This is a genomic window from Paenibacillus sp. Mc5Re-14, assembly GCF_001049835.1.
Lineage (GTDB): Bacteria > Bacillota > Bacilli > Paenibacillales > Paenibacillaceae > Paenibacillus > Paenibacillus polymyxa_C.
The window spans coordinates 2,746,380-2,765,024 of the sequence record NZ_CVPD01000001.1; the positions used below are offsets into that span (position 1 = coordinate 2,746,380).

The 18,645-nt window shown below is 46.1% G+C and carries 19 protein-coding genes and 1 pseudogene; 11 read left to right on the top strand and 9 right to left on the bottom strand.

Annotation, left to right across the window (positions count from 1 at the left end; genetic code table 11):
- Positions 1-44 precede the first annotated feature (44 nt).
- The 3 genes and pseudogenes from BN1546_RS12460 (at position 45) to BN1546_RS12470 (ending at position 1,574) form a co-directional block, all read left to right on the top strand.
- The gene (locus BN1546_RS12460; RefSeq protein WP_090737733.1) at positions 45-989 is read left to right on the top strand and encodes a helix-turn-helix domain-containing protein; all 945 of its coding nucleotides are present in this window, start codon (positions 45-47) and stop codon (positions 987-989) included.
- Positions 990-996: 7 nt separating this feature from the next.
- Positions 997-1,130: pseudogene (locus BN1546_RS12465) on the top strand (dehydrogenase); the annotation flags it as partial.
- A gap of 186 nt (positions 1,131-1,316) precedes the next feature.
- Positions 1,317-1,574 carry a SunI/YnzG family protein gene (locus BN1546_RS12470; protein WP_025676639.1) on the top strand — a complete coding sequence of 86 codons (258 nt, stop codon included), beginning with the start codon at positions 1,317-1,319 and terminating at the stop codon, positions 1,572-1,574.
- A 469-nt stretch (positions 1,575-2,043) separates the two neighbouring features.
- On the opposite strand, the gene BN1546_RS12480 is transcribed toward BN1546_RS12470, so the two are convergent.
- The 4 genes from BN1546_RS12480 to BN1546_RS12495 all read right to left on the bottom strand — a co-directional run bounded on the left by BN1546_RS12480 (position 2,044) and on the right by BN1546_RS12495 (position 5,327).
- Positions 2,044-2,946, bottom strand: a complete 903-nt coding sequence (locus BN1546_RS12480) for an AraC family transcriptional regulator (RefSeq protein WP_090737737.1) — start codon at positions 2,944-2,946, stop codon at positions 2,044-2,046.
- Between the two features lie 399 nt (positions 2,947-3,345).
- Positions 3,346-3,693, bottom strand: a complete 348-nt coding sequence (locus BN1546_RS12485; protein WP_025676644.1) for a KGG domain-containing protein — start codon at positions 3,691-3,693, stop codon at positions 3,346-3,348.
- Positions 3,694-3,828: 135 nt separating this feature from the next.
- A complete protein-coding gene (gene fetB, locus BN1546_RS12490) occupies positions 3,829-4,590 on the bottom strand; it encodes an ABC transporter permease (protein ID WP_058711032.1) in 762 nt (253 codons plus the stop codon).
- The gene (locus BN1546_RS12495; RefSeq protein ID WP_090737739.1) at positions 4,587-5,327 is read right to left on the bottom strand and encodes an ABC transporter ATP-binding protein; all 741 of its coding nucleotides are present in this window, start codon (positions 5,325-5,327) and stop codon (positions 4,587-4,589) included. The genes fetB and BN1546_RS12495 overlap by 4 nt, the downstream gene beginning before the upstream one ends.
- Positions 5,328-5,571: 244 nt before the next feature.
- Between BN1546_RS12495 and BN1546_RS12500 the strand changes: the two genes are divergently transcribed.
- The 4 genes from BN1546_RS12500 to BN1546_RS12515 all read left to right on the top strand — a co-directional run bounded on the left by BN1546_RS12500 (position 5,572) and on the right by BN1546_RS12515 (position 9,758).
- On the top strand, positions 5,572-6,174 hold the full coding sequence (locus BN1546_RS12500) for a TetR/AcrR family transcriptional regulator (RefSeq protein ID WP_090737741.1): 603 nt from the start codon (positions 5,572-5,574) through the stop codon (positions 6,172-6,174).
- Positions 6,175-6,273: 99 nt separating this feature from the next.
- The gene (locus BN1546_RS12505; protein ID WP_090737743.1) at positions 6,274-6,912 is read left to right on the top strand and encodes an SDR family oxidoreductase; all 639 of its coding nucleotides are present in this window, start codon (positions 6,274-6,276) and stop codon (positions 6,910-6,912) included.
- A 190-nt stretch (positions 6,913-7,102) separates the two neighbouring features.
- Positions 7,103-7,813: an MBL fold metallo-hydrolase gene (locus BN1546_RS12510; protein ID WP_013373678.1), complete on the top strand. Its 711-nt coding sequence runs from the start codon at positions 7,103-7,105 to the stop codon at positions 7,811-7,813.
- A gap of 271 nt (positions 7,814-8,084) precedes the next feature.
- A complete protein-coding gene (locus tag BN1546_RS12515) occupies positions 8,085-9,758 on the top strand; it encodes a glycosyltransferase 87 family protein (protein ID WP_090737745.1) in 1,674 nt (557 codons plus the stop codon).
- An 86-nt stretch (positions 9,759-9,844) separates the two neighbouring features.
- On the opposite strand, the gene BN1546_RS12520 is transcribed toward BN1546_RS12515, so the two are convergent.
- The 5 genes from BN1546_RS12520 to BN1546_RS12540 all read right to left on the bottom strand — a co-directional run bounded on the left by BN1546_RS12520 (position 9,845) and on the right by BN1546_RS12540 (position 14,179).
- On the bottom strand, positions 9,845-10,510 hold the full coding sequence (locus BN1546_RS12520) for a hypothetical protein (RefSeq protein ID WP_040102587.1): 666 nt from the start codon (positions 10,508-10,510) through the stop codon (positions 9,845-9,847).
- Between the two features lie 264 nt (positions 10,511-10,774).
- Complete coding sequence (locus BN1546_RS12525; protein ID WP_031462455.1) at positions 10,775-11,479, bottom strand: Crp/Fnr family transcriptional regulator; 705 nt, start codon at positions 11,477-11,479, stop codon at positions 10,775-10,777.
- A gap of 61 nt (positions 11,480-11,540) precedes the next feature.
- Positions 11,541-11,711 (bottom strand): rubredoxin, encoded by a 171-nt coding sequence (gene rd, locus BN1546_RS12530; RefSeq protein ID WP_013373674.1) that lies wholly within the window; start codon positions 11,709-11,711, stop codon positions 11,541-11,543.
- 2 nt (positions 11,712-11,713) lie between these two features.
- Entirely contained in the window at positions 11,714-12,907 is a 1,194-nt protein-coding gene (locus BN1546_RS12535) for an NAD(P)/FAD-dependent oxidoreductase (protein WP_090737747.1), read from the bottom strand.
- 36 nt (positions 12,908-12,943) lie between these two features.
- On the bottom strand, positions 12,944-14,179 hold the full coding sequence (locus tag BN1546_RS12540; protein WP_058711036.1) for an FprA family A-type flavoprotein: 1,236 nt from the start codon (positions 14,177-14,179) through the stop codon (positions 12,944-12,946).
- Between the two features lie 214 nt (positions 14,180-14,393).
- Here BN1546_RS12540 and BN1546_RS12545 point away from each other — a divergent pair, with 214 nt between their 5' ends.
- The 4 genes from BN1546_RS12545 (at position 14,394) to BN1546_RS12555 (ending at position 18,511) form a co-directional block, all read left to right on the top strand.
- On the top strand, positions 14,394-14,735 hold the full coding sequence (locus tag BN1546_RS12545) for a cupin domain-containing protein (RefSeq protein ID WP_090737749.1): 342 nt from the start codon (positions 14,394-14,396) through the stop codon (positions 14,733-14,735).
- A 180-nt stretch (positions 14,736-14,915) separates the two neighbouring features.
- Positions 14,916-15,071 (top strand): hypothetical protein, encoded by a 156-nt coding sequence (locus BN1546_RS27310; RefSeq protein WP_013373670.1) that lies wholly within the window; start codon positions 14,916-14,918, stop codon positions 15,069-15,071.
- Between the two features lie 45 nt (positions 15,072-15,116).
- Positions 15,117-16,748: a response regulator gene (locus tag BN1546_RS12550; RefSeq protein WP_058711038.1), complete on the top strand. Its 1,632-nt coding sequence runs from the start codon at positions 15,117-15,119 to the stop codon at positions 16,746-16,748.
- Positions 16,745-18,511, top strand: coding sequence for a sensor histidine kinase (locus BN1546_RS12555; protein WP_090737751.1), 1,767 nt, complete (start codon positions 16,745-16,747; stop codon positions 18,509-18,511). The genes BN1546_RS12550 and BN1546_RS12555 overlap by 4 nt, the downstream gene beginning before the upstream one ends.
- Positions 18,512-18,645 lie beyond the last annotated feature (134 nt).

Here is an 18,645-nt window from a genome sequence, read left to right on the forward strand (position 1 = left end):
GATATACTAGAGGATATCGATGTAAATGAGCCAGGAGGGAGAATATGTCGTCACCACGTTTACCGAAGAGTCCCCATGATCCAGCCCTTACGGTCGCCAGAGAGGAATTCTTTTTTCCCGATGTGCGGACTACGGTCAATCTATTTGCCATTCATACGCGAAGTGTCGGAAGAGACTGGAGTTATCCACCACATGAACATCCGCAATATGAAATTAACATCGTGCTTGCGGGAGAACAGATCATGGTTGTGGATGGTCGCAGCTATATTCAGCGACAGGGTGATCTGATGCTTTTGCGCCCGGGAATTGTCCACTCCAGCTGTAGTAACGGGGAGGGATTTACGTATTTTTGCATGCATTTCGACATTGATGATAAATTGTTTCTTTCGCTACTGAGCCGTTTGGAGCAAGTGCTTTTTCCTGCGGATGGCACGGTGGCAAGGCAGATGGAGCGAGCGCTGGGCAAGCTGCTTGATCTTTCTGCCCTGGATGACATGGGTATAAATGGTGACTCGGTGGCAAAACGTATGCGGATTCAATCTGCTGTATTTGAACTGTTCGCAACGTTGTGGGAGGCTGTATCCAGTGAAGCTGCTCATCTGCCGGGACGTGGATATGTGCAGGCAGAGCTTGCTCATCAAATTGCCAGTCGTCTTCAGGGCAGAGTCAATCTGTCTTATAGACAGGCCGGCTCGTTGAAAAAACAGGATGGGATCGAGGGGATTTCATCCGAGCTGGGTATTAGCGTGTCCCATTGTAATCGCGTATTCCGTAGTGTTTTTGGCGTATCTCCGCGTGTGTATCTATCCGAGCTTGTCTTGCATGAGGCCAAGCTGCTGCTGGCTGATCCGCAATGGTCGGTGCAGCAAATAGCCGATCTGCTAGGCTATGGGGATATTGCACATTTTAGTAGGCAATTTAAGCGCTGGTCTGGCCAGTCGCCGACATCCTACCGTAAGAGCGTAGCCCCTGAAAGCTCATCCGAATAAAAATATATATGATTATAAAATAGTTATGATATGGCGAGTGGGGTATAATGAGGAAATCGCAATACTGTGTTGTACCTAATGACTAACAAGTTCACCACCGGAAGCGTGCTGTTCCCAGATGGCGGTTATACGCTGATCTAATTGCTGGAAGCTGACGTGTGCATATCCACCAGTCCAATACACACTTACAATGTGTTGGACTGGTTTTCTTTTTACAGGAGATGTAGCGGGATGCAAAAAAATCATCGTATTTATCGGATTAATACTCCAGCAAAGGTCGCATTTCGTTTTACAATTTGTGTTGAAAAAACTTTAGGAGGAAACAGCATGTTGGGAATTGATATAAAAAAGGAGAGTAATAATTTAGTTATTACTTGGCAGTTATCTAGGATAGAAGTATCTCTTGAGGATATTGAAGATGTTTCGTTCGATAATACTTATGCTGGACAAGAGAAAGATGCAATAAGAATAGGTACTCCTTATGCAACAACGGACAGAATTGTAATTAAAACCAATTCAAAGACATATATTTTGTTTACTACAAATGGTCAAAATATTCTTAAAAAAATACAGTCCTATCTTTAATTAGATCCATAAAGATACAGCATGATGTACACGGAGAATGATATTGCATTACTTCATGGACATATATGATCTGTATTGTACCCCATTGCTCAAAATAAGGAATGAGGTATGTACCGTGTTTGTACAGCTTATTTATTTTTAGCGAGTTTCAATTTTCTAATCAAACGATCGATAACATATCCTATGAGATACCAGAAACCTATTGTAGTGAAGTACACAAGGGCTATGGGGATATGTGCTTTTCGCACAAATTGAAAAGATTCATACATCCAAACCAACGGGCTAATCATAGCCAAAAGTATATTATAGTCGTCATATCCCGTAATATTTATAGCGATAACTATACATGAGACTAGGAACAACCAAAAGCGAAAGGACTTCATGGTCTACACCTTCAACCCTTTTAAAAAGAAGCCGCGAGACGATTACCAGCATTCTGAGATCGTGGCGGCTTCTAGGGATTTTTTTATTACACTTTTCTCACAGGGCGCAACACCGCGTAGCCGTATCCCTCAGGAAAATGCCGTTGATAATCCTGCTTCGTTTCCTCATCCCATTCATACCCCAGGCTGCTAGGATCAAAGTTCCAAGCTTTCTCCTCCACCGTTCTCATAACGTCTCCGTTGTTTTTTAAATAATTGAAGGGTGGGTGGAAAAAAACCAGGTAATCTGATTCGGGGATGTCCCGGCACTTCATTCCTGCGGGAATCTCTCCGGCGTAGTCAACAGCAACCGGTATTCCATAGAGGTAGCCCTTCTGACCATTCTGATAGAACCAGCCTGCCGTTTGGCCCAATTGTCCGGGAAGCTTGAGGTGAGACATGCTTTCCAGGGTTCCGCAAATTTCATCACAATTATGACCATTTCTCCAGAAATCGCCGTAATTTCGAGAAGAAATATCCCAGAGACCAATAAATTTGTGTGCTGGTATATGCTCAATTTTGACTTCGGCTTCTTGCAAATGCTCTTTAACCATCTTATCCCGCTCCTTCAAATGGTAATGGTAAGGAGAGAACACCTCAGCGTGAATGGCTAATGGAATAGGCCGGGGGTTCTTCCGGTATACAGCCGGGGATACCTCGAACGCTTTTACAAATGCTCGTGTAAAAGCTTCCTGTGAAGAGAACCCATACTTTACGGCAACATCGAGGATGCGGACATTGCTGTCCCGGAGTTCAAGGGCTGCCCGGCTAATCCTGCGCATCCATACATAATCCCTTAACGTCATTCCTGTCAGAGAATGAAATTGCTTTGTACAGTAATAAGGGGAATAGCCCAACTGGTCGGACATTCTCAACAACGATGGCGCTGAGGTCAGATTATTATCAATCCAATCAATCATAAGCTGGACCATTTCGTTCCATTCGTACACGAGGGTTCCCTCCTTTCGACTCCATCTTAACAGCCGGAATGCAGGAATATTTGACTTGAGTTGCATCCTCTAGTGTGTTGCATGGTGCTCAATTCAAGGGCTGCGTTATTTGTCTTGTTCGCAATAAGTAAGATGACATGAGAAAAGAATCTGACTATTCCATTCTTTCATTTGTAATAAAATATGTATGATGGTTATTTAACCTGTATATGTATATTGTATGACGTATGTTCGGATGATGAAAGTAGCCTTTTGATGAAAGTAACTTCCAAACAAAAAGCCTACCTACCGGAACACCGGCAGATAGGCTTTTATAACATAAACATTCACTTACTTCGTATTCTATGCAGTCGGTGCCTTTACATTGCAAATGCATCGACAATGCATCCTGATCTATCGTTAGTTATTTTTACGCTGACGGGCGCGGGCCTCGCCGCCTTTGCGGCCTGCTTCTTCTCTGCTCATTTTCCCGTTGCTATCACTTTGGTCTGAATTGCCACGGGCTTCACCGCCCTTGCGACCGATTTCCTGATAGAACTCCTTGCCATGGTTTTTGGAAGTGGCTTCGCCGCCTTTTTCACCAATCTCCTGATAGAAGTCCTTGCCATGACTTTTGGAAGTGGCCTCGCCACCTTTTTCGCCGATCTCTTGGTAAAATTCTTTGTCGTGATTTTTAGCAGTAGCTTCTCCACCTAAACGTCCTGCCTCTTCGCGACTCATTTTGCCATTTTGGTTGTTGTTAGCCATGTTCAATCACTCCTCATCGAATTTTAGTAAAGCGTCTACGTGTATCTATTAACCCTCGTGTCAGGAATTAAACATGTCTATTTAATTTTGATAAATGGAAATTGGTTGGTAAATAACTGGGTATACCCGTCTCTATCAGACTTCCCAGGACTCTGTGCGCAGTTGTTGCTGGCGGGTAAATAATGTCGGGTAAATGAACAGGCTGAGCAGCACGCTGGTCAAAATGGCAGAGGTCATGGTAGTGAATACGATGAGCAATTGCAAACGCACGGCGACAATTGGATTGGCGCCTGCAATGATTTGTCCGGTCATCATGCCGGGAAGCTGGACAAGCCCAAGTGTTTTCTGCCCCTCAATGGTTGGAATCATACTGGAACGTATACAATTCTTCAGTATAGGGAAGATGGCTTGTCTCGGTGTTCCTCCCAACGCGAGAATAAGCATGATTTCAGGCTTGCGCAGCAGGACTTCCGACTTGAGCCGCGATACCAGCAGACTGGACAAAATCATGGAGCTGCCAATGATCATGCCGCTAATCGGAATCATGTACCGGGCTGTCGCCGGAATGATATGCAGGCCAATTAGAAATGCCTGTGTAACGATTTCCACACACAGCAACGTCAGGAATGACTTCCACATGAGCCGGGGAATAAAACGTCCTTTGCGCGCAACATTTTGAGAAGCTACAGTGATCATGAGCAGAATGAATAACACGATAAATCCGTAGCTTTGCATCCCAAAAATCAAATGCAATACATATCCAATCACCAGTAGCTGAACGGATGCTCTGATCGTGGCAATAATAATATCTCGGTCCAGACCGAGTTTGAAGGACTTGGACATGACGATGGCGATAAATACAAAACCAAGAGAGAGAATCAAGGCAACAATCGTCATACCCATTCTCCCGCTACAAACCTGCGAGTTTCACTATGTTGTGGAGCGTTAAAAAACGTTTCCGTATCCGCTTGTTCTACCAGTCTTCCGTCGATCATCAGCCATGTTTCGTGGCCTACCCTGCGGGCTTGTTCCATATGATGCGTAATCCAGATCATTGTTGTTCCCTCTTCTTTGTTCATTTGAAGCAGCAGTTCCTCGACCTCTTTGACTGAGGCGGGGTCCAGTGCAGAAGTAATCTCATCCAGTAGTAAAATATCCGGACGGTTCGCGAGCGTCCGCGCCAGGGCCAAGCGCTGTCTTTGTCCGCCGGACAGCTCCTGCGCCTTTTGCTCCAGCAGGTCACGGGTAAGTCCTACGCGCTCTAACAGGCCAACCGGATCTTCCAGTACCGTGCCATGCAGCCGCTCTACAGTCTGGAGATTGTAGAGGACCGTCCCCTGAAGCATGGGGGCATCTTGAAAAACCAATGCTACTTTCCGTCTCAGTTCAGGGATTTCCCACTCGGTTATAGGCTTGCCGAGGACGTTGATTTCTCCTTCATCCGATGCTAGCAAAAGATTGCATAGTGAAAGCAGTGTGCTTTTACCAGATCCTGACGGACCGACCAGTGTCGTGATTTTTCCGCGCGGGACCTTTGCCGTAACTCCGTTCAGGACAGCACGTTGTTGTCCCGACCCGGTGAAATATTTAGTGACACGATTAAACTCAATAGCTGGAAGTGGATTGGGTTCCATAGATATAGCTAGCTCCTTTGCAGGGAATCGGAAAAGATATCAAATCTGCTCTATAATCTCTTTGTATTATAGCAGTAATATCCTACCGGCTCTTCTTCAAAAAAAGAGTTAGTGTATGGAGCTGTTGCAAACGGTACTTTCTTTGTATAAACTAACAGGATTAGTAAAGATGAAATAAGAATTTAGTCTGTATATGTATACGAAATTAACCTTACATAGGAATTTAACGAAAGGGGACAGGATGATGTCACCTAGAAACGGACTAAAGCTACAAGATATCCTGGCGGCTGCTGAGGATATTGCTAATGAACGGGGGATGGGAGATGTCACGCTCACTACGTTGGCGCAAAAGCTGCATATTCGCCCCCCATCCTTGTACAACCACGTAGATGGATTGAACGGATTACGTCAAGTGCTGGCATTACATAGCCTCGAAAAATTAGAGGAAGCATTGATGAGTGCAGCCATAGGCCGAGCAGGCGAAGATGCGCTGACTGCTATGGGGAGAGCGTATATGCAGTATGCACGCGAGCGGCCTGGTTTGTATGAAGCGATGGTGTATGCAACCGACCGAAATGATACCGAGCTGGGACAAGCTGCAGATCGCGTAGCGGAGCTCGTCATTACCGTGCTATCCAGTGGCTACGGCTTCAACGAAGCAGATTGCATTCATGCAGCGAGAGGATTCCGCAGTCTTCTTCATGGTTTTGCCTCGCTTGAACAAAAGGGCGGTTTTGGATTACCTGTAGATGTGGATCAGAGTGTTGAAGTGATGATGGACACCTTTTGCGCAGGTCTTCGCGTGTTGCAGCAAAAGCGAGGGGGAGAGCCTTCAGTTAAAAACTGAGTTCAACCTGATTAGCCATGTGATTGTGTCCTAGACTCAAAGGGTAAAAATATAACAGTACACTGTAGACGAGGGAGCGTAAATACAGGAGGGATTTGAGTGAACGTACTGGTGATTGGTGCTAATGGAAAAGTAGGCAAACATCTCGTTCGCCTACTGGGGCAACATGCAGCACATCGCGTAAAGGCACTGATCCGCAAACCGGATCAGGCCGAAGCGCTTGAACGTTTGGGTGCAGAAACGGTAGTAGCTGACCTTGAAGGGACGGTAGGTGAAATTGCCGCAGCTATACAAGGCAGCGACGCTGTCGTGTTTACGGCAGGCTCCGGTGGCAACACAGGAGCGGATAAAACGCTGCTCATCGACCTTGATGGAGCAGTCAAGGCGATGGAAGCCGCTGAACAAGCGGGTATCCGGCGCTTCATTATGGTCAGCGCTCTATATGCGGAGAACCGGGAGCAATGGCCTGAATCGATTAAGCCATATTACGTGGCAAAGCATTATGCAGATCGCTTGCTGGAAGCGAGCAATCTGGATTACACGATTCTTCGTCCGGGCGGGTTGACAGATGATGCGGGTACTGGCAAGGTTGCTACCGGTGAAGATCTCACCAGCCATACTATCTCACGTGAAGATGTAGCGGCAACGGTGGTAGCAGCACTAGAGGAAAAGCAGACGTATCATCGAGCGATTGATTTGGTGTCCGGCAGTACGCCTATTGCTGAGGCCATCCGGTAGAGCTGATGAATTGAAAGACATATGCATAAATATGGATAAAGGCAGACCCAGAGGCAGGATTCCGGGTCTGCTTTTTGCTTTTTGTATAACGTTCCGACAGGTATTTACGAAAAAATTTGCTTAAAACTAATTATATTATTTATAATACTAACATAATTAGTTTATGATCAAGACAAGGAGATGAGATAAAATGCGTATCGTTCAGGTGCAGCATGTGTATCAATTAACGTTTATGCCCCGGCTGTTCCCAGTGAACTGTTATTTGGTGGAGGAGAAAGAGGGGCTTACCCTGATCGATGCCGGATTGCCATACAGTGCTCAGCGTATTGAACAGGCTGCGGCGCGGATTGGGCAGCCGATTATACGAATTGTACTTACCCATGCGCATGGAGATCATGTGGGTGCGTTGGATAAGCTGAAGGCAAAGTATCCTGAGGCGCAAGTATTCATTTCAAGGCGGGATGCTCGGCTACTGAAGGGTGATGTATCGTTGGAGGCAGGCGAACCAGACACTCCTATTCGGGGCAGCGTGCCGAAGAATATCCTTACCCAGCCTGACGTTTTACTGGAGGATGGAGATAACGTGGGTTCGCTGCTGGCGATCAGCGCACCGGGACATACGCCGGGCTCGATGGGATTTTTGGATACCCGTACCCATGCATTGATTGCAGGCGATGCCTTCCAGACTCGGGGTGGTGTTGCGGTGGCGGGAAGGCTCAAGCCACTGTTTCCTTTTCCAGCACTAGCTACATGGAACAAGGAAATTTCGCTGCAAAGCGCCAAAAAACTGGCATCTTACAATCCGTCTCTATTAGCAGCCGGTCATGGCAACATGCTGAAGCATCCACAATCTCAGCTAGAAAGAGCGATTATGGAGTTGGAACAGCAATGTTCAGTGTGATGATTACGTATTCAGCCAACATTCAGCCAGAACTCACAAAGTCCTAAGCTAAGGCAGATACAATATGAGGAAAATAGAAACAGAGAGAGGTGCATCGGATTTGAACGTTTGGAAAGCGAACGGTCTGAAATATATACTTCTATTTAGTCTCATATTGTGTGCTGCCGTTAGTATCGTTTCGTTATGGAGTTATTCAGGTAGTTCCGCGTCTCAGTCTGCGGCTGTTAGGCAGGGGCCATCCGGCGGGTTCGGAGGGGGAGCAGGCGGAGGCATGGGAGGGCCGGGGCAACGTCCCTCTGACGGTCAGACCGCAGGGAACCTGGGAACAGGAAGTGTAGGACAAGATCAGCAGAATTCTCTCCCAACATCTACGGATGCGGCGAGCAGCTCTGACAGCAAGAATCAGGGGACGACGGGCCAGACGACCAACTCCTCTAGTGAGAATTCGTCGACATCGGGTGACAAAGGTACAACGGCCGGGAATGATACGTCTGCATCGGGCGGCAGTGGTGTTGCTAGAGACGGACAGCACAGAGGCCCCGGTGGCATGTCTGGTAACGGATCTGGAATGGGCATGGGCGGTCCTGGCGGTGGTATGGGTGGGGGAAGAAATGGAAATTCTTCATCTGCTTATGCTACTCCGATGGCGATTTTCGCTGCTTTGTTCTTCGGTGCGTTCGTGTTTATTGCGTACCGTTTTCGGGCTCAAGAATGGAAGCTCGGGGAACGTAATCGGGGACTGATGCTGTGGACTGTGCTGGGTGTGGGATTCTTTTTAAGAATGGCGATCGCCCCATGGATCTCGGGTCACATGGATTTAATGCTATTCCGAAACTGGGCTACAACAGCAGCGGATAGCTTGTCAGGTTTTTACACGAATGGTTCCAGTGATTATCCACCGTTCTATATTTATATTTTATATGTAATCGGTAAAATCGGCTCTACGGATGCTTTCATTCCTTATATGTCCGTATTGCTGCGGCTTCCGAATATTTTAGCTGATATCGTGACAGCGTACATGCTGTACCGGTTGGCAAGCAAACGGGTCGGCTATGGAGTGAGCCTCGGATTGGCTATATTCTATGTGTTTAACCCAGCTGTATTTATTAATTCAACCTTCTGGGGGCAGGTAGATTCATTTTTTACCATGCTGATTGTGGGCATGATTGTGCTGCTGGTGGAAAACCGGATCGGCTGGTCCGCTGTACTGTTTACGATAGCGGTATTGATGAAGCCACAGGGGATTATTTATGGGCCGGTTCTGTTCTTCGAGCTGCTGAGACAGCGCAAAATACAGCCTTGGCTGTTGTCCGTTGGTGGTGCCGTTGTGACAACCATTCTGGTCATATTGCCATTTTCATGGGGGCAGGAGCCGCTATGGCTGCTTGATTTATACAAGGGGACAGTTGGCGAATATCCATATGCTTCGGTGAACGCGTATAACTTCTTCGCACTAATTGGTGGCAATTATACGCAGGACACTACAACGCTGTTCCTGTTCAGTTACCATACATGGGGGATGATCTGCATTGTGCTGGTGACTCTGTTTACATGGTGGATGTATATCCGTAGTCGGAAACCACAATTTGCAGCAGCAGCTGCACTGGTACTCATTGCAGGTGTATTTACCTTCGCTTCCAGCATGCATGAACGGTATCTGTTCCCTGCGGCGGCGTTAGCTGTACTGGCGTACCTGTATTTGAAAGATCGCAGATTTTTGTGGCTTGCGGGTGGATTCAGTCTTACGATTTTCCTGAACACCTTTGATATTTTCTATAGCTCCAATTCTCAGGATCATTACGGTATTATTTTGTGTGTGACATCATTGCTCAATGTTTTGTTGTTTGGGTATTTGGTCAAAGTAGTGTGGGATTGCTCCAGGCCGGCTACAATTCAGGCTGCGCTTCCCAAGGCCACCAATATAGCTCCTTTATCCGCAGAATGAGTGATGGGCGGTCACCACACAGGTGATCGCCCATCTTCCAGCGATGAAGGCACGTTCTCAATACGGCGCGCCAATACCTTTTCATTTCACTGCGGCAAGGAAATGTTTCTCTCCACCATAAGAGGGATCAATTTGCGGAATGCTATCGTGCTGGCAGCTTGTTCATCCCTTTGATAGGCTTCATAATCTTTCCTGAAGGTGTTCTGCATTTCCTCCGATAAATGACGGATGTATCGGTGCGCACATTCGGTTACCTGTACCGGCGATCCGAAATCAACCACCAGATCCAAAACGTCCAGCACATAGAATTCCATGGGATTCGACTGTGGCAAAAACCATCCGGTCAAGATGGCTTGTTCAAGCACCTCGTCGAGATTAGCACCATACTTGTCCACCAAAGGAACGACCTTGTCTCGAATCAATGTGATAATTTCCGCCAATTCCTTCTCCCGAGACGTTTCCTTGGCCAGATTCCATACCTTGCCTTTGTTCCGGAAGCTGCTCAAGCTGATAGCCCAATATACTTTTCCGCTTTGCGTATTCATGATTTGGCAATTTACATTAAACTCCAAATGGCTGCCGGCCACATTGAAAGCATTACTCGAAAAACGCACCTCGGCCGTAAAGGGGTCCACGTGCTTGACCATGCTTCGCCTGGATTTATAGTATTTGAATCCGCAAGGCTCACAGGCTGCAGCAATCCTAGAGCAACATTCTCGAAAAATATCCTTGCTGGTTTGATGATCCGCCATATCTATTCCTCCCCATTTTGCTTATTTTATAAAGAGTATGAAGACACAGAAATCTTGGCTTGATTTCAGGCTTATAAACTTTGTATTACTACGCAAAAACAGGTTTACGGTTTCTATTGTTATTTTACAGAATAGCTAATAGCCAAATGCACAGAATAAAAGAAACCGCCCTTTAACAACATGGAAGTGGTTGATGAATCAACTACAATCCATAAGTTAAAGAAGCGGTTTTTTTGTCCTCATGCCAGAGTAACCTGGTATATATCAATCCATATATTCGTTCAGTTTCTGTACATCGCAGATGGTAATCTCACGTGTACCCTTGATATGAATAATCCCCAGCTGTTCAAACTTTCCAAATTTTCGGCTGATCGTTTCACGTGTGACACCCACATAATTAGCCATCTCTTCGCGTGAAAGGGGGAGATTTATTTTAATATAGGAGCCGTCCGGCTTGCCGTATTTATGTCCGAGTTCGAGAATCATGTAGGCGATACGAATTTCCGGGTCTTTGGTAGCCAGGCTTTGAGCCAGGTTTTCGGTATGTGCCAAGCGTTTGGTAATCGTTTTGAGCAGCCTCAAAGAGATATCGGGATTGTTGCGGATCAACTCCTCCATATCATCTTTGGTGAGCATACAAATATCAGTATCCTTTAAGGCGTACGCACTAAAATTGCTCAACTCGTCGTTATTAAATATATTCAACTCACCAAAAAAATCGCCAGTTGTCAGAATGTGCAGAATTTGTTCTTTGCCCTGAGGTGTCATCTTCAGCAGCTTAACATGCCCGCTTTTAATAATGTACAGCGTGTCGGAAGCCTGTTCCTCGACAATCAAGGCCTCGCCTTTCTGATATTTTCGGTGCCGGATCATAGAGCTAACCTTACACAAATCTTCGCAGGACAAAGAGGAAAAGATAGGCACTTTGCGGGCACAGGGCTCCTGTTCACACTGGCAGGGGCAGGACATCTCATTCACATTCATTCACTCCATTCATCAACCGGAAACTAGAAAGTATAGCGTGTTCTTGTTATTCTGCATCATCTATAGGGGCAAAATGGCTTTGATCCTCACCGCAGACTGGACAAACCCAGTCTTCCGGAAGGTCTTCGAACGCTGTACCTGGCATAACGTCTTCATCAGGGTCACCCATAGCAGGATCATAAACGTATCCACAGGGCTGACATACATATTTTTTCATCTTTAGTTCTCCTTGTCATCCAAAATTTTTGTAAGCTCTGGTGCATCCGGACTGAGTCCTTGGATAATGGCTGCTTTATATGGAAGTGAAGCGAGAGCATCCCCAAAGCCGATCACACCACAGATAGAGCCGTTTTGTATGAACATACGTGTATAAGAAACTTGATTTTCACGGGTCAGGCTGGTGTCACAGACTTGTTCGTCTACCAGACCGATGGAAAACAAGGGGCTTTCATAGCTGTTGGACAGGGTGACAGGAAGAGGACGCTGGTAAGCTGTGGAGGTACCCGCCATATTAGTGCCTGCTATTTTCCCTTGCTCCATAGCACTTTCCCATAATCCATCTACTCTATTGTGGAACTCGGCTACATCACCTGCCGCATATATATGGGCAGAGCTGGTCTCCATCTGCGCATTTACCAGAATGCCTTGTCCAATATCAAGGCCGATTTGGCGAGCAAGCTCCGTATTAGGTACAATTCCGATAGAGTACACGACATGTTCGCAGGGAATAACAGTGCCGTCCTGCAGTTCTACGCCCTCTACATGATCTGTGCCTGTAATACGCTTTACGCCTTGCCCAAGGCACACCTGGGTACCCTGTTCGATAACTCGGCGGGTCAAAATAGCGGATGCCTTTTCATCTAGCTGGCGAGGCATGAGCCGTTGCGAAGCTTCCAGAATGGTAACGGCATATCCGGCTTGCTGGAAGGACCAGGCGGTTTCTACACCCTGAATACCACCGCCGATGATACATATCCGGTCACCTTGTCGCAATTCCGTTTTAAGTCTGTCTGCATCTTGTCGAAACCGAATATTGTGAACGTTCCTTAGTGAAGCTCCGTCCAGCACAAGCTTACGGTTGTGGGCTCCTGTACACAGCAGCAGCTTGTCATAAGCAACGGTTTGCCCGTTGGCTGTTTCGATGGTGCAGTCCTCTGCGTGTATCGCCGCGATCTTTACGCCGGAATACACATGAATCCGTTGACTAGCAAACCACTTTTCCTTTTTAATCAGGATTTTGTCGCTGTGCAAGTCAGTGAATAGTGCCTTCGAAAGCTTGACTCTGTTATATGGAAGGGAGGACTCTTCCCCGTAAATAGAAATTTCTGCTAGCTCATCATGATCTCTAATCGCTTTTGCCGCGTTGATAGCGGCAACGCCCCCTCCGATAATAACGTAATGTTGGTTATCCATTCGGCATCTCTCCTATTCCCTCTAAGCTTCCTGTGCTCAAATAACACTAAGCAGCAGATCTGAGACGAATTCAGCGGCATTTTTAATTTTTTTCACTTTTTCATCTTCTGTAGGAGAGAAGCGAATGCGTACCGGGAATTCCACATGCGTCATACCTGTTGACTTGATGACATCTGAAGTGCTCTGGACTTTCATATTAGTACCGTTCAAGTAATCCTGTACGACTTCAATGGCTTCACCGCTCCAGCCGTAGGAACCAAAGGCGGCAGCAAGCTTACCTTCCAAATTCATCTTTTGCATTTTTTGCAGCAGATCTTCCAATTTGCCTGTCATGTCGGCATATTTGGTAGAGCTGCCGACGAAAACAGCATCCGCTGAGGTAATACTATTTAATATCTCGGTTTCATCCGCTTTATCTACATCCCATAGCTCCACCTTGATTTGGTTCTCCAAAAAGCAATCTCTCAGGATGTTTGCCATTTTTTTAGTATTATTTTTTAAGGTGGCATAAACAATCGCTACTTTTTTATCATCCTTGGTTTCGGTGCTCATCGATGCGTACAAATCAATAAATTTGGCAATATCATGTCGGATCGCGAAGCCGTGGGAAGGAGCAATCATCTCAATATCCAAGTCAGATACAGCTTCGATTAATGTACGCACATATCTGCGATGAGGATGAATAATAGCCTGATAATATCCGATAAAATCCTCGGTGATATCAAAGCCGGCCTCATCGGCAAATAGATGTTCTACAGCCACGTGTGTGCTGAAAATATCGCAAGGGAACAAGATTTTGTCTTCGATGCAATACGTAATCATAGTTTCTTCTGTATGGAGATAAGGTGTTTCCTTGAACAGCAGTGTCTTGCCTCCAATATCCAGTTGATCCCCGTCCTTGATGACGAGGAAATTCCGATGCTGGAGCTTGTACATCTGCTGAATTTCCGGAACGGCAATCTCCGTGCAGACAATTGTGGCGTTTGCTGCTTTGGAAGCAAGTGCCGCTAACCCGCCGGAGTGATCCGGTTCCGTGTGATTGACGATTATATATTGAATATCCAACGGGTCGATTAATTCCGCTACAGCTTCTGCAAATTCTCTGCCGAACGCCATATCTACGGTATCTACAATAGTTGGTTTTCCTGTTTTCAGCAGATATGCATTATATGTTGTACCCTTTGATAGTAGAAGACGATGAAAGGGGACCTCACGATTATCAATTTTTCCTACCCAATAAATATCCTTTGCCAGCTTAAATCCTGGTTTCATAGGAATAACCTCCCGCTTTTTTGGTTTGTCTGACACAATTCGATTTTAGTTGGATGTGATGATGAAAAAGATGATTGAAATCAAATTTTTGAATATTTCAAAGTATTTATGACTTAAATTTATGTTTGTGATCGCAATCACAAGACGAGCGTAATAATCAAATACAATAAGACTATATAGCCCAATCCAATTACAAACAGGAGAGTGAATCTACATGAAAAAATCAAACCTCATTCAATTTCAGGAATATAAAGAAGCTTCATTTACAAAACGAATTGTGCATAAGGAAGCCGACAATGTCATTTTTATTCTCAACTTCACCCCTAATGCTGAGCTACCAACACATAATCATCCAGGAGCGAATGTATATTTGCTTGTTCTGGAAGGGAGCGGTACTGTAACTGTAAATGGTGAGGAAACGGAAGTTGTCCAAGGGGATATGATCCATATGACCGGAGATGAGCACTTTTCCTATCGTGGTGGTGCAGAAGCGAATTCCAGCCTGCATGTGGTGTTGACCAAAACGCCAAGTGAAAACTATACACAAAATATATAAAGTATAGAAATCGCAAGAAGAGGAACTGCAGTCCAAACATATAAAAGCCGCTTGGTCATTTAGACCAGGCGGCTTTTGTATTGGAGAGACACACCCCGGAATACGCTATAAACCGGCTGTCTAGCGGGATTACTGTACCTGTGACAGCGCTGAATGTCTAAGCCACAGTAGGTCACGGTTGTGTTCAGTGAGGAAGAAGCTGGGGGCAATAGTTTTCACGCTTTGGAGCGACCTTATGATGAAATCCCGTCTGTACAAATGGCTTCCGAAGTGCCACAATACGTTTTAAAGGCCATTTTTCTCCAGCTGGAATATCGTGCAAGGCTCGTGAAGTAGTTAACCCCAATAAAATGACGTTTCATCGAAAGGAGGAAGCAGGTTATGAAGCTGCATCGAGCCATTGTAGTGGATGATGAAATTTTCACCCGCAAAGGGCTGATTCAACTTGTCGATTGGGAAATCTGTGGCTTTGAAATCGTGGGTGAAGCTGATAACGGTGAGGATGCGCTGGAGCTAATCAGTCGTCTTCACCCAGACCTGATCATTACCGATATTCGTATGCCTGTGCTGGATGGATTAGAGCTGATTCGATCTGTACTCGAACGGAGTACCCAACATCCTGCTTTTATTATCATGAGCGGCTACAGTGATTTTGCTTATGCGCAGCAGGCACTCCGCTATGGAGTTCATGATTTTATACTTAAGCCGGTTGATGATGAGGACTTTTCGGCTACACTGCGCAAGCTGAGTGAAAGATTGCACCGTGAACAACAGAACGCGCAGCGATATCAGAACCACCTTACAGGCGGGCTGCTAGAGACGATGATGATGAACCCAGTGGATGATGCAGTGGTGACACATTGGGAGCAACAGTTGCGGCTTGGAGAAGCCACGTATATGTACTATGTACTCGTCGAGCTGAACGATCAGCATCCTTGGCACTCCGGTGACGATGGCGTCATGCTATCACTTTTCCAGTTCAGGGAACTTATAGAGCAAGCGCTTCATCGTTTAATGGGCAGCAAGTACCCTCTCTATGTCCATGAGCATCGTAACCGGATTGGTCTTATCGTACCGGACTTCTTTTTAGAGTGTTTTGAAGCCAAGGTGGAAGTTTTTATGAAAGCGCTACAACAGGAGATAGAGGGGATGGAGTCACTAAAAGACCGGTTGGGAAGTCGGGTGTTCGTTTATGCGGGAAGTCCTGTGAATCAGTTGCGGGATATCCAGCAGTCCTATGCCAGTGCAAAGGAGGCAGTGCTCCATAAATACATTCATGACCATAGTGGTATTGTTGTCTATCTGCAGGGAGAAATGCCACCCCTCCACTATAGGACCATTCGTCAGGACGTACTCGATAGCTTGACAGAGCAGATCGAGGAACTCCAATTGGAAGAGCTGCGTGCGACCGTAGATTATTTATTTAGCAGCTTTCGGGAAGAGCATTATGCCCCTGAGGCTATGAAAATGAGTCTGCATCAATGCGTTCTTAGTATCGTGCGGGTCATTCAAAACATGCAGGGAAATGAGCGCTCAATTCAGTCGCTGGAACCGATGATCAACTGGCAGGATATGAATCTGTCGCTGGGTGAACTCCAGCGATTGTTTACAGCCTTTGCCGAGGAAAGTGGAAAATATATTGGGACGCTGCGCAAGGAATGTCAGCAGGGAGGAATCCAGCATATCCGTGCTTACATTGAGCAGCATGCTGACGAGAATATAAGTCTGAAAAATATTGCGGCCCGCTTTTACATGAATCCGGTATACCTCGGTCAATTGTTCAGAAAAACATACGGTGTGTACTTTAACGAATTCCTGCTGAAATTACGCATTCAGGAGGCGAAACGCCTGCTACGGCAGACGGATCTGCGTATATATGAAATTGCGGAGCGCGTGGGCTTCGGCAGTTCAGACTATTTTGTGACTCAGTTTGAAAAGCTGGCGCACGTCACGCCAAGTGAATACCGCAATAGCCTGAGTGTTGGGTACGAGCCAGAGAGGTCCGGCGAATGAAGAGGCTGAGAACTATCCTGGATCATATACGGCTGCGAGATAAAATGCTGCTGCTTTATTTCCTCTGTGTTTTTACACCTATAGTGCTGACCAATCTGATCTTTTACCATGTTACCTCGCAAAATGTGAAGGAACAGCGTATTCAGGATATTACGCGCGCACTGGAACAAATTAAAATTGAATTTCACCGGGAATTTGAAGATGCGATGGAAATCTCGTCTATCTTTTATACCGATTATCGACTCAATGAGGTGTTGGAAGAAACATATCCCCACCCTGCTGACTATATTGCTGTTTATGACTCTTATTTACGTCGTATCTTAAACAATACGTACAGCCCTGTGTACCAATCCGTAGGTGGAATTACGATCTACACTGATAATTCAACGCTGCTGAATTCCGGGGGAATCAGCTTTATAGATGAGAGGGTCAAAAGCTTCCCCTGGTATACCCAAATCCCGCCTGGACGCCAGTCCAAGCCTATATTTGTCCGTACCGACGACAGTACCGACGAGCAGACACACCCCTTCAGCCTGATTCGACGGATGAACTACTTTTATTCCCCAAGTGGTCGTGAAAAAATACTAAAAATAGAGCTGCGAATGTCGTCCATTCGGGAGATTTTCAATAACCTGAATTTACAGGGGAGTCTCTTCCTGCTTAACGAACGGGGAGAAATTGAATACACAAATGATCCCAAGGTGGATATAAACCATAAAAGCGTGGCCTATAGTACCCTCAAGCTGCCCGAGAACACCATGGAGTTCAAGACCAGTTATGTGCTTACGAATAATCTGAACGGCTGGAGCATTGTGGCCGCAGTATCAAGGGATGAAGTGCTGTATGAAATGCAGGAACCTCGCAATTTTGCGCTCTTGTTAACCTGTGTGAATATGCTGCTGCCCACCTTGATCATTATTTGGATTACACGTTCGCTGAACGTGCGGCTTCATCGCATTTTGAAACATGTGAAAAAGGTGAAAAATCAGCATTTTGAACTCATTCCAGGTATGGAGTCGAGTGATGAAATCGGACAGCTAACAGGTGAATTTAATCGGATGACGCTGAGAATCAAACGACTGATTAACGATGTTTATATGGCCGATATTCAGCGAAAAAATCTGGAGATTCAGCGTAGACATGCCCAGCTGAATGCACTTCACAGCCAGATCAACCCCCATTTTCTGTTCAATGCGCTGGAGACGATTCGCATGCGAAGCCTGATGAAGCATGAGGATGAGACAGCCCGCATTATTCATAACATGGCACGGATTTTCCGCAATTCGCTGGTGTGGAACAAGGATCGAGTTACTTTGCGGGACGAGTTGGAGTTGATCCGTTGTTTTCTGGAAATCCAACAATATCGCTTTGGTGAGCGAATACAGTATGAGGTACAGGCACGTTCTGAAGACTTGGAAAATCTGATCCCCAAGATGGTCGTGCTAACGCTAGTTGAAAATGCAAGTATCCATGGCATTGAGCCGCTCAAGCATGGGGGACGCATTGAGATCCTTTTTGAGCATGAGGAAGGACGACTGATTCTAACGGTTCGGGATGATGGGGTTGGCATGTCTGTGGAACAGGTGCAGCGCTTATATGGTTACATGCAAAGGCAGGAAGAAATGGGTGAGCGTATAGGTCTGCAAAATGTCATCTATCGTCTAAAACTTTACTACGGGAAACGCTTTGAGCTCGCCATTCGCAGTGCACCCGGCGAAGGTACGGAGATTCGCATAATGATTCCTGCGGATCGGGACCTATAGTTTCCTAAGTAACACCTTTAGATTGACAGGTGAACAAACTGAACGGCATTTTATAAAATGAAAGTGCTTACAATTTAGGGTGCGCGGGATTCTCGTTGTTCAAGGGGCGTGCGCATGATATTCACACACAATCG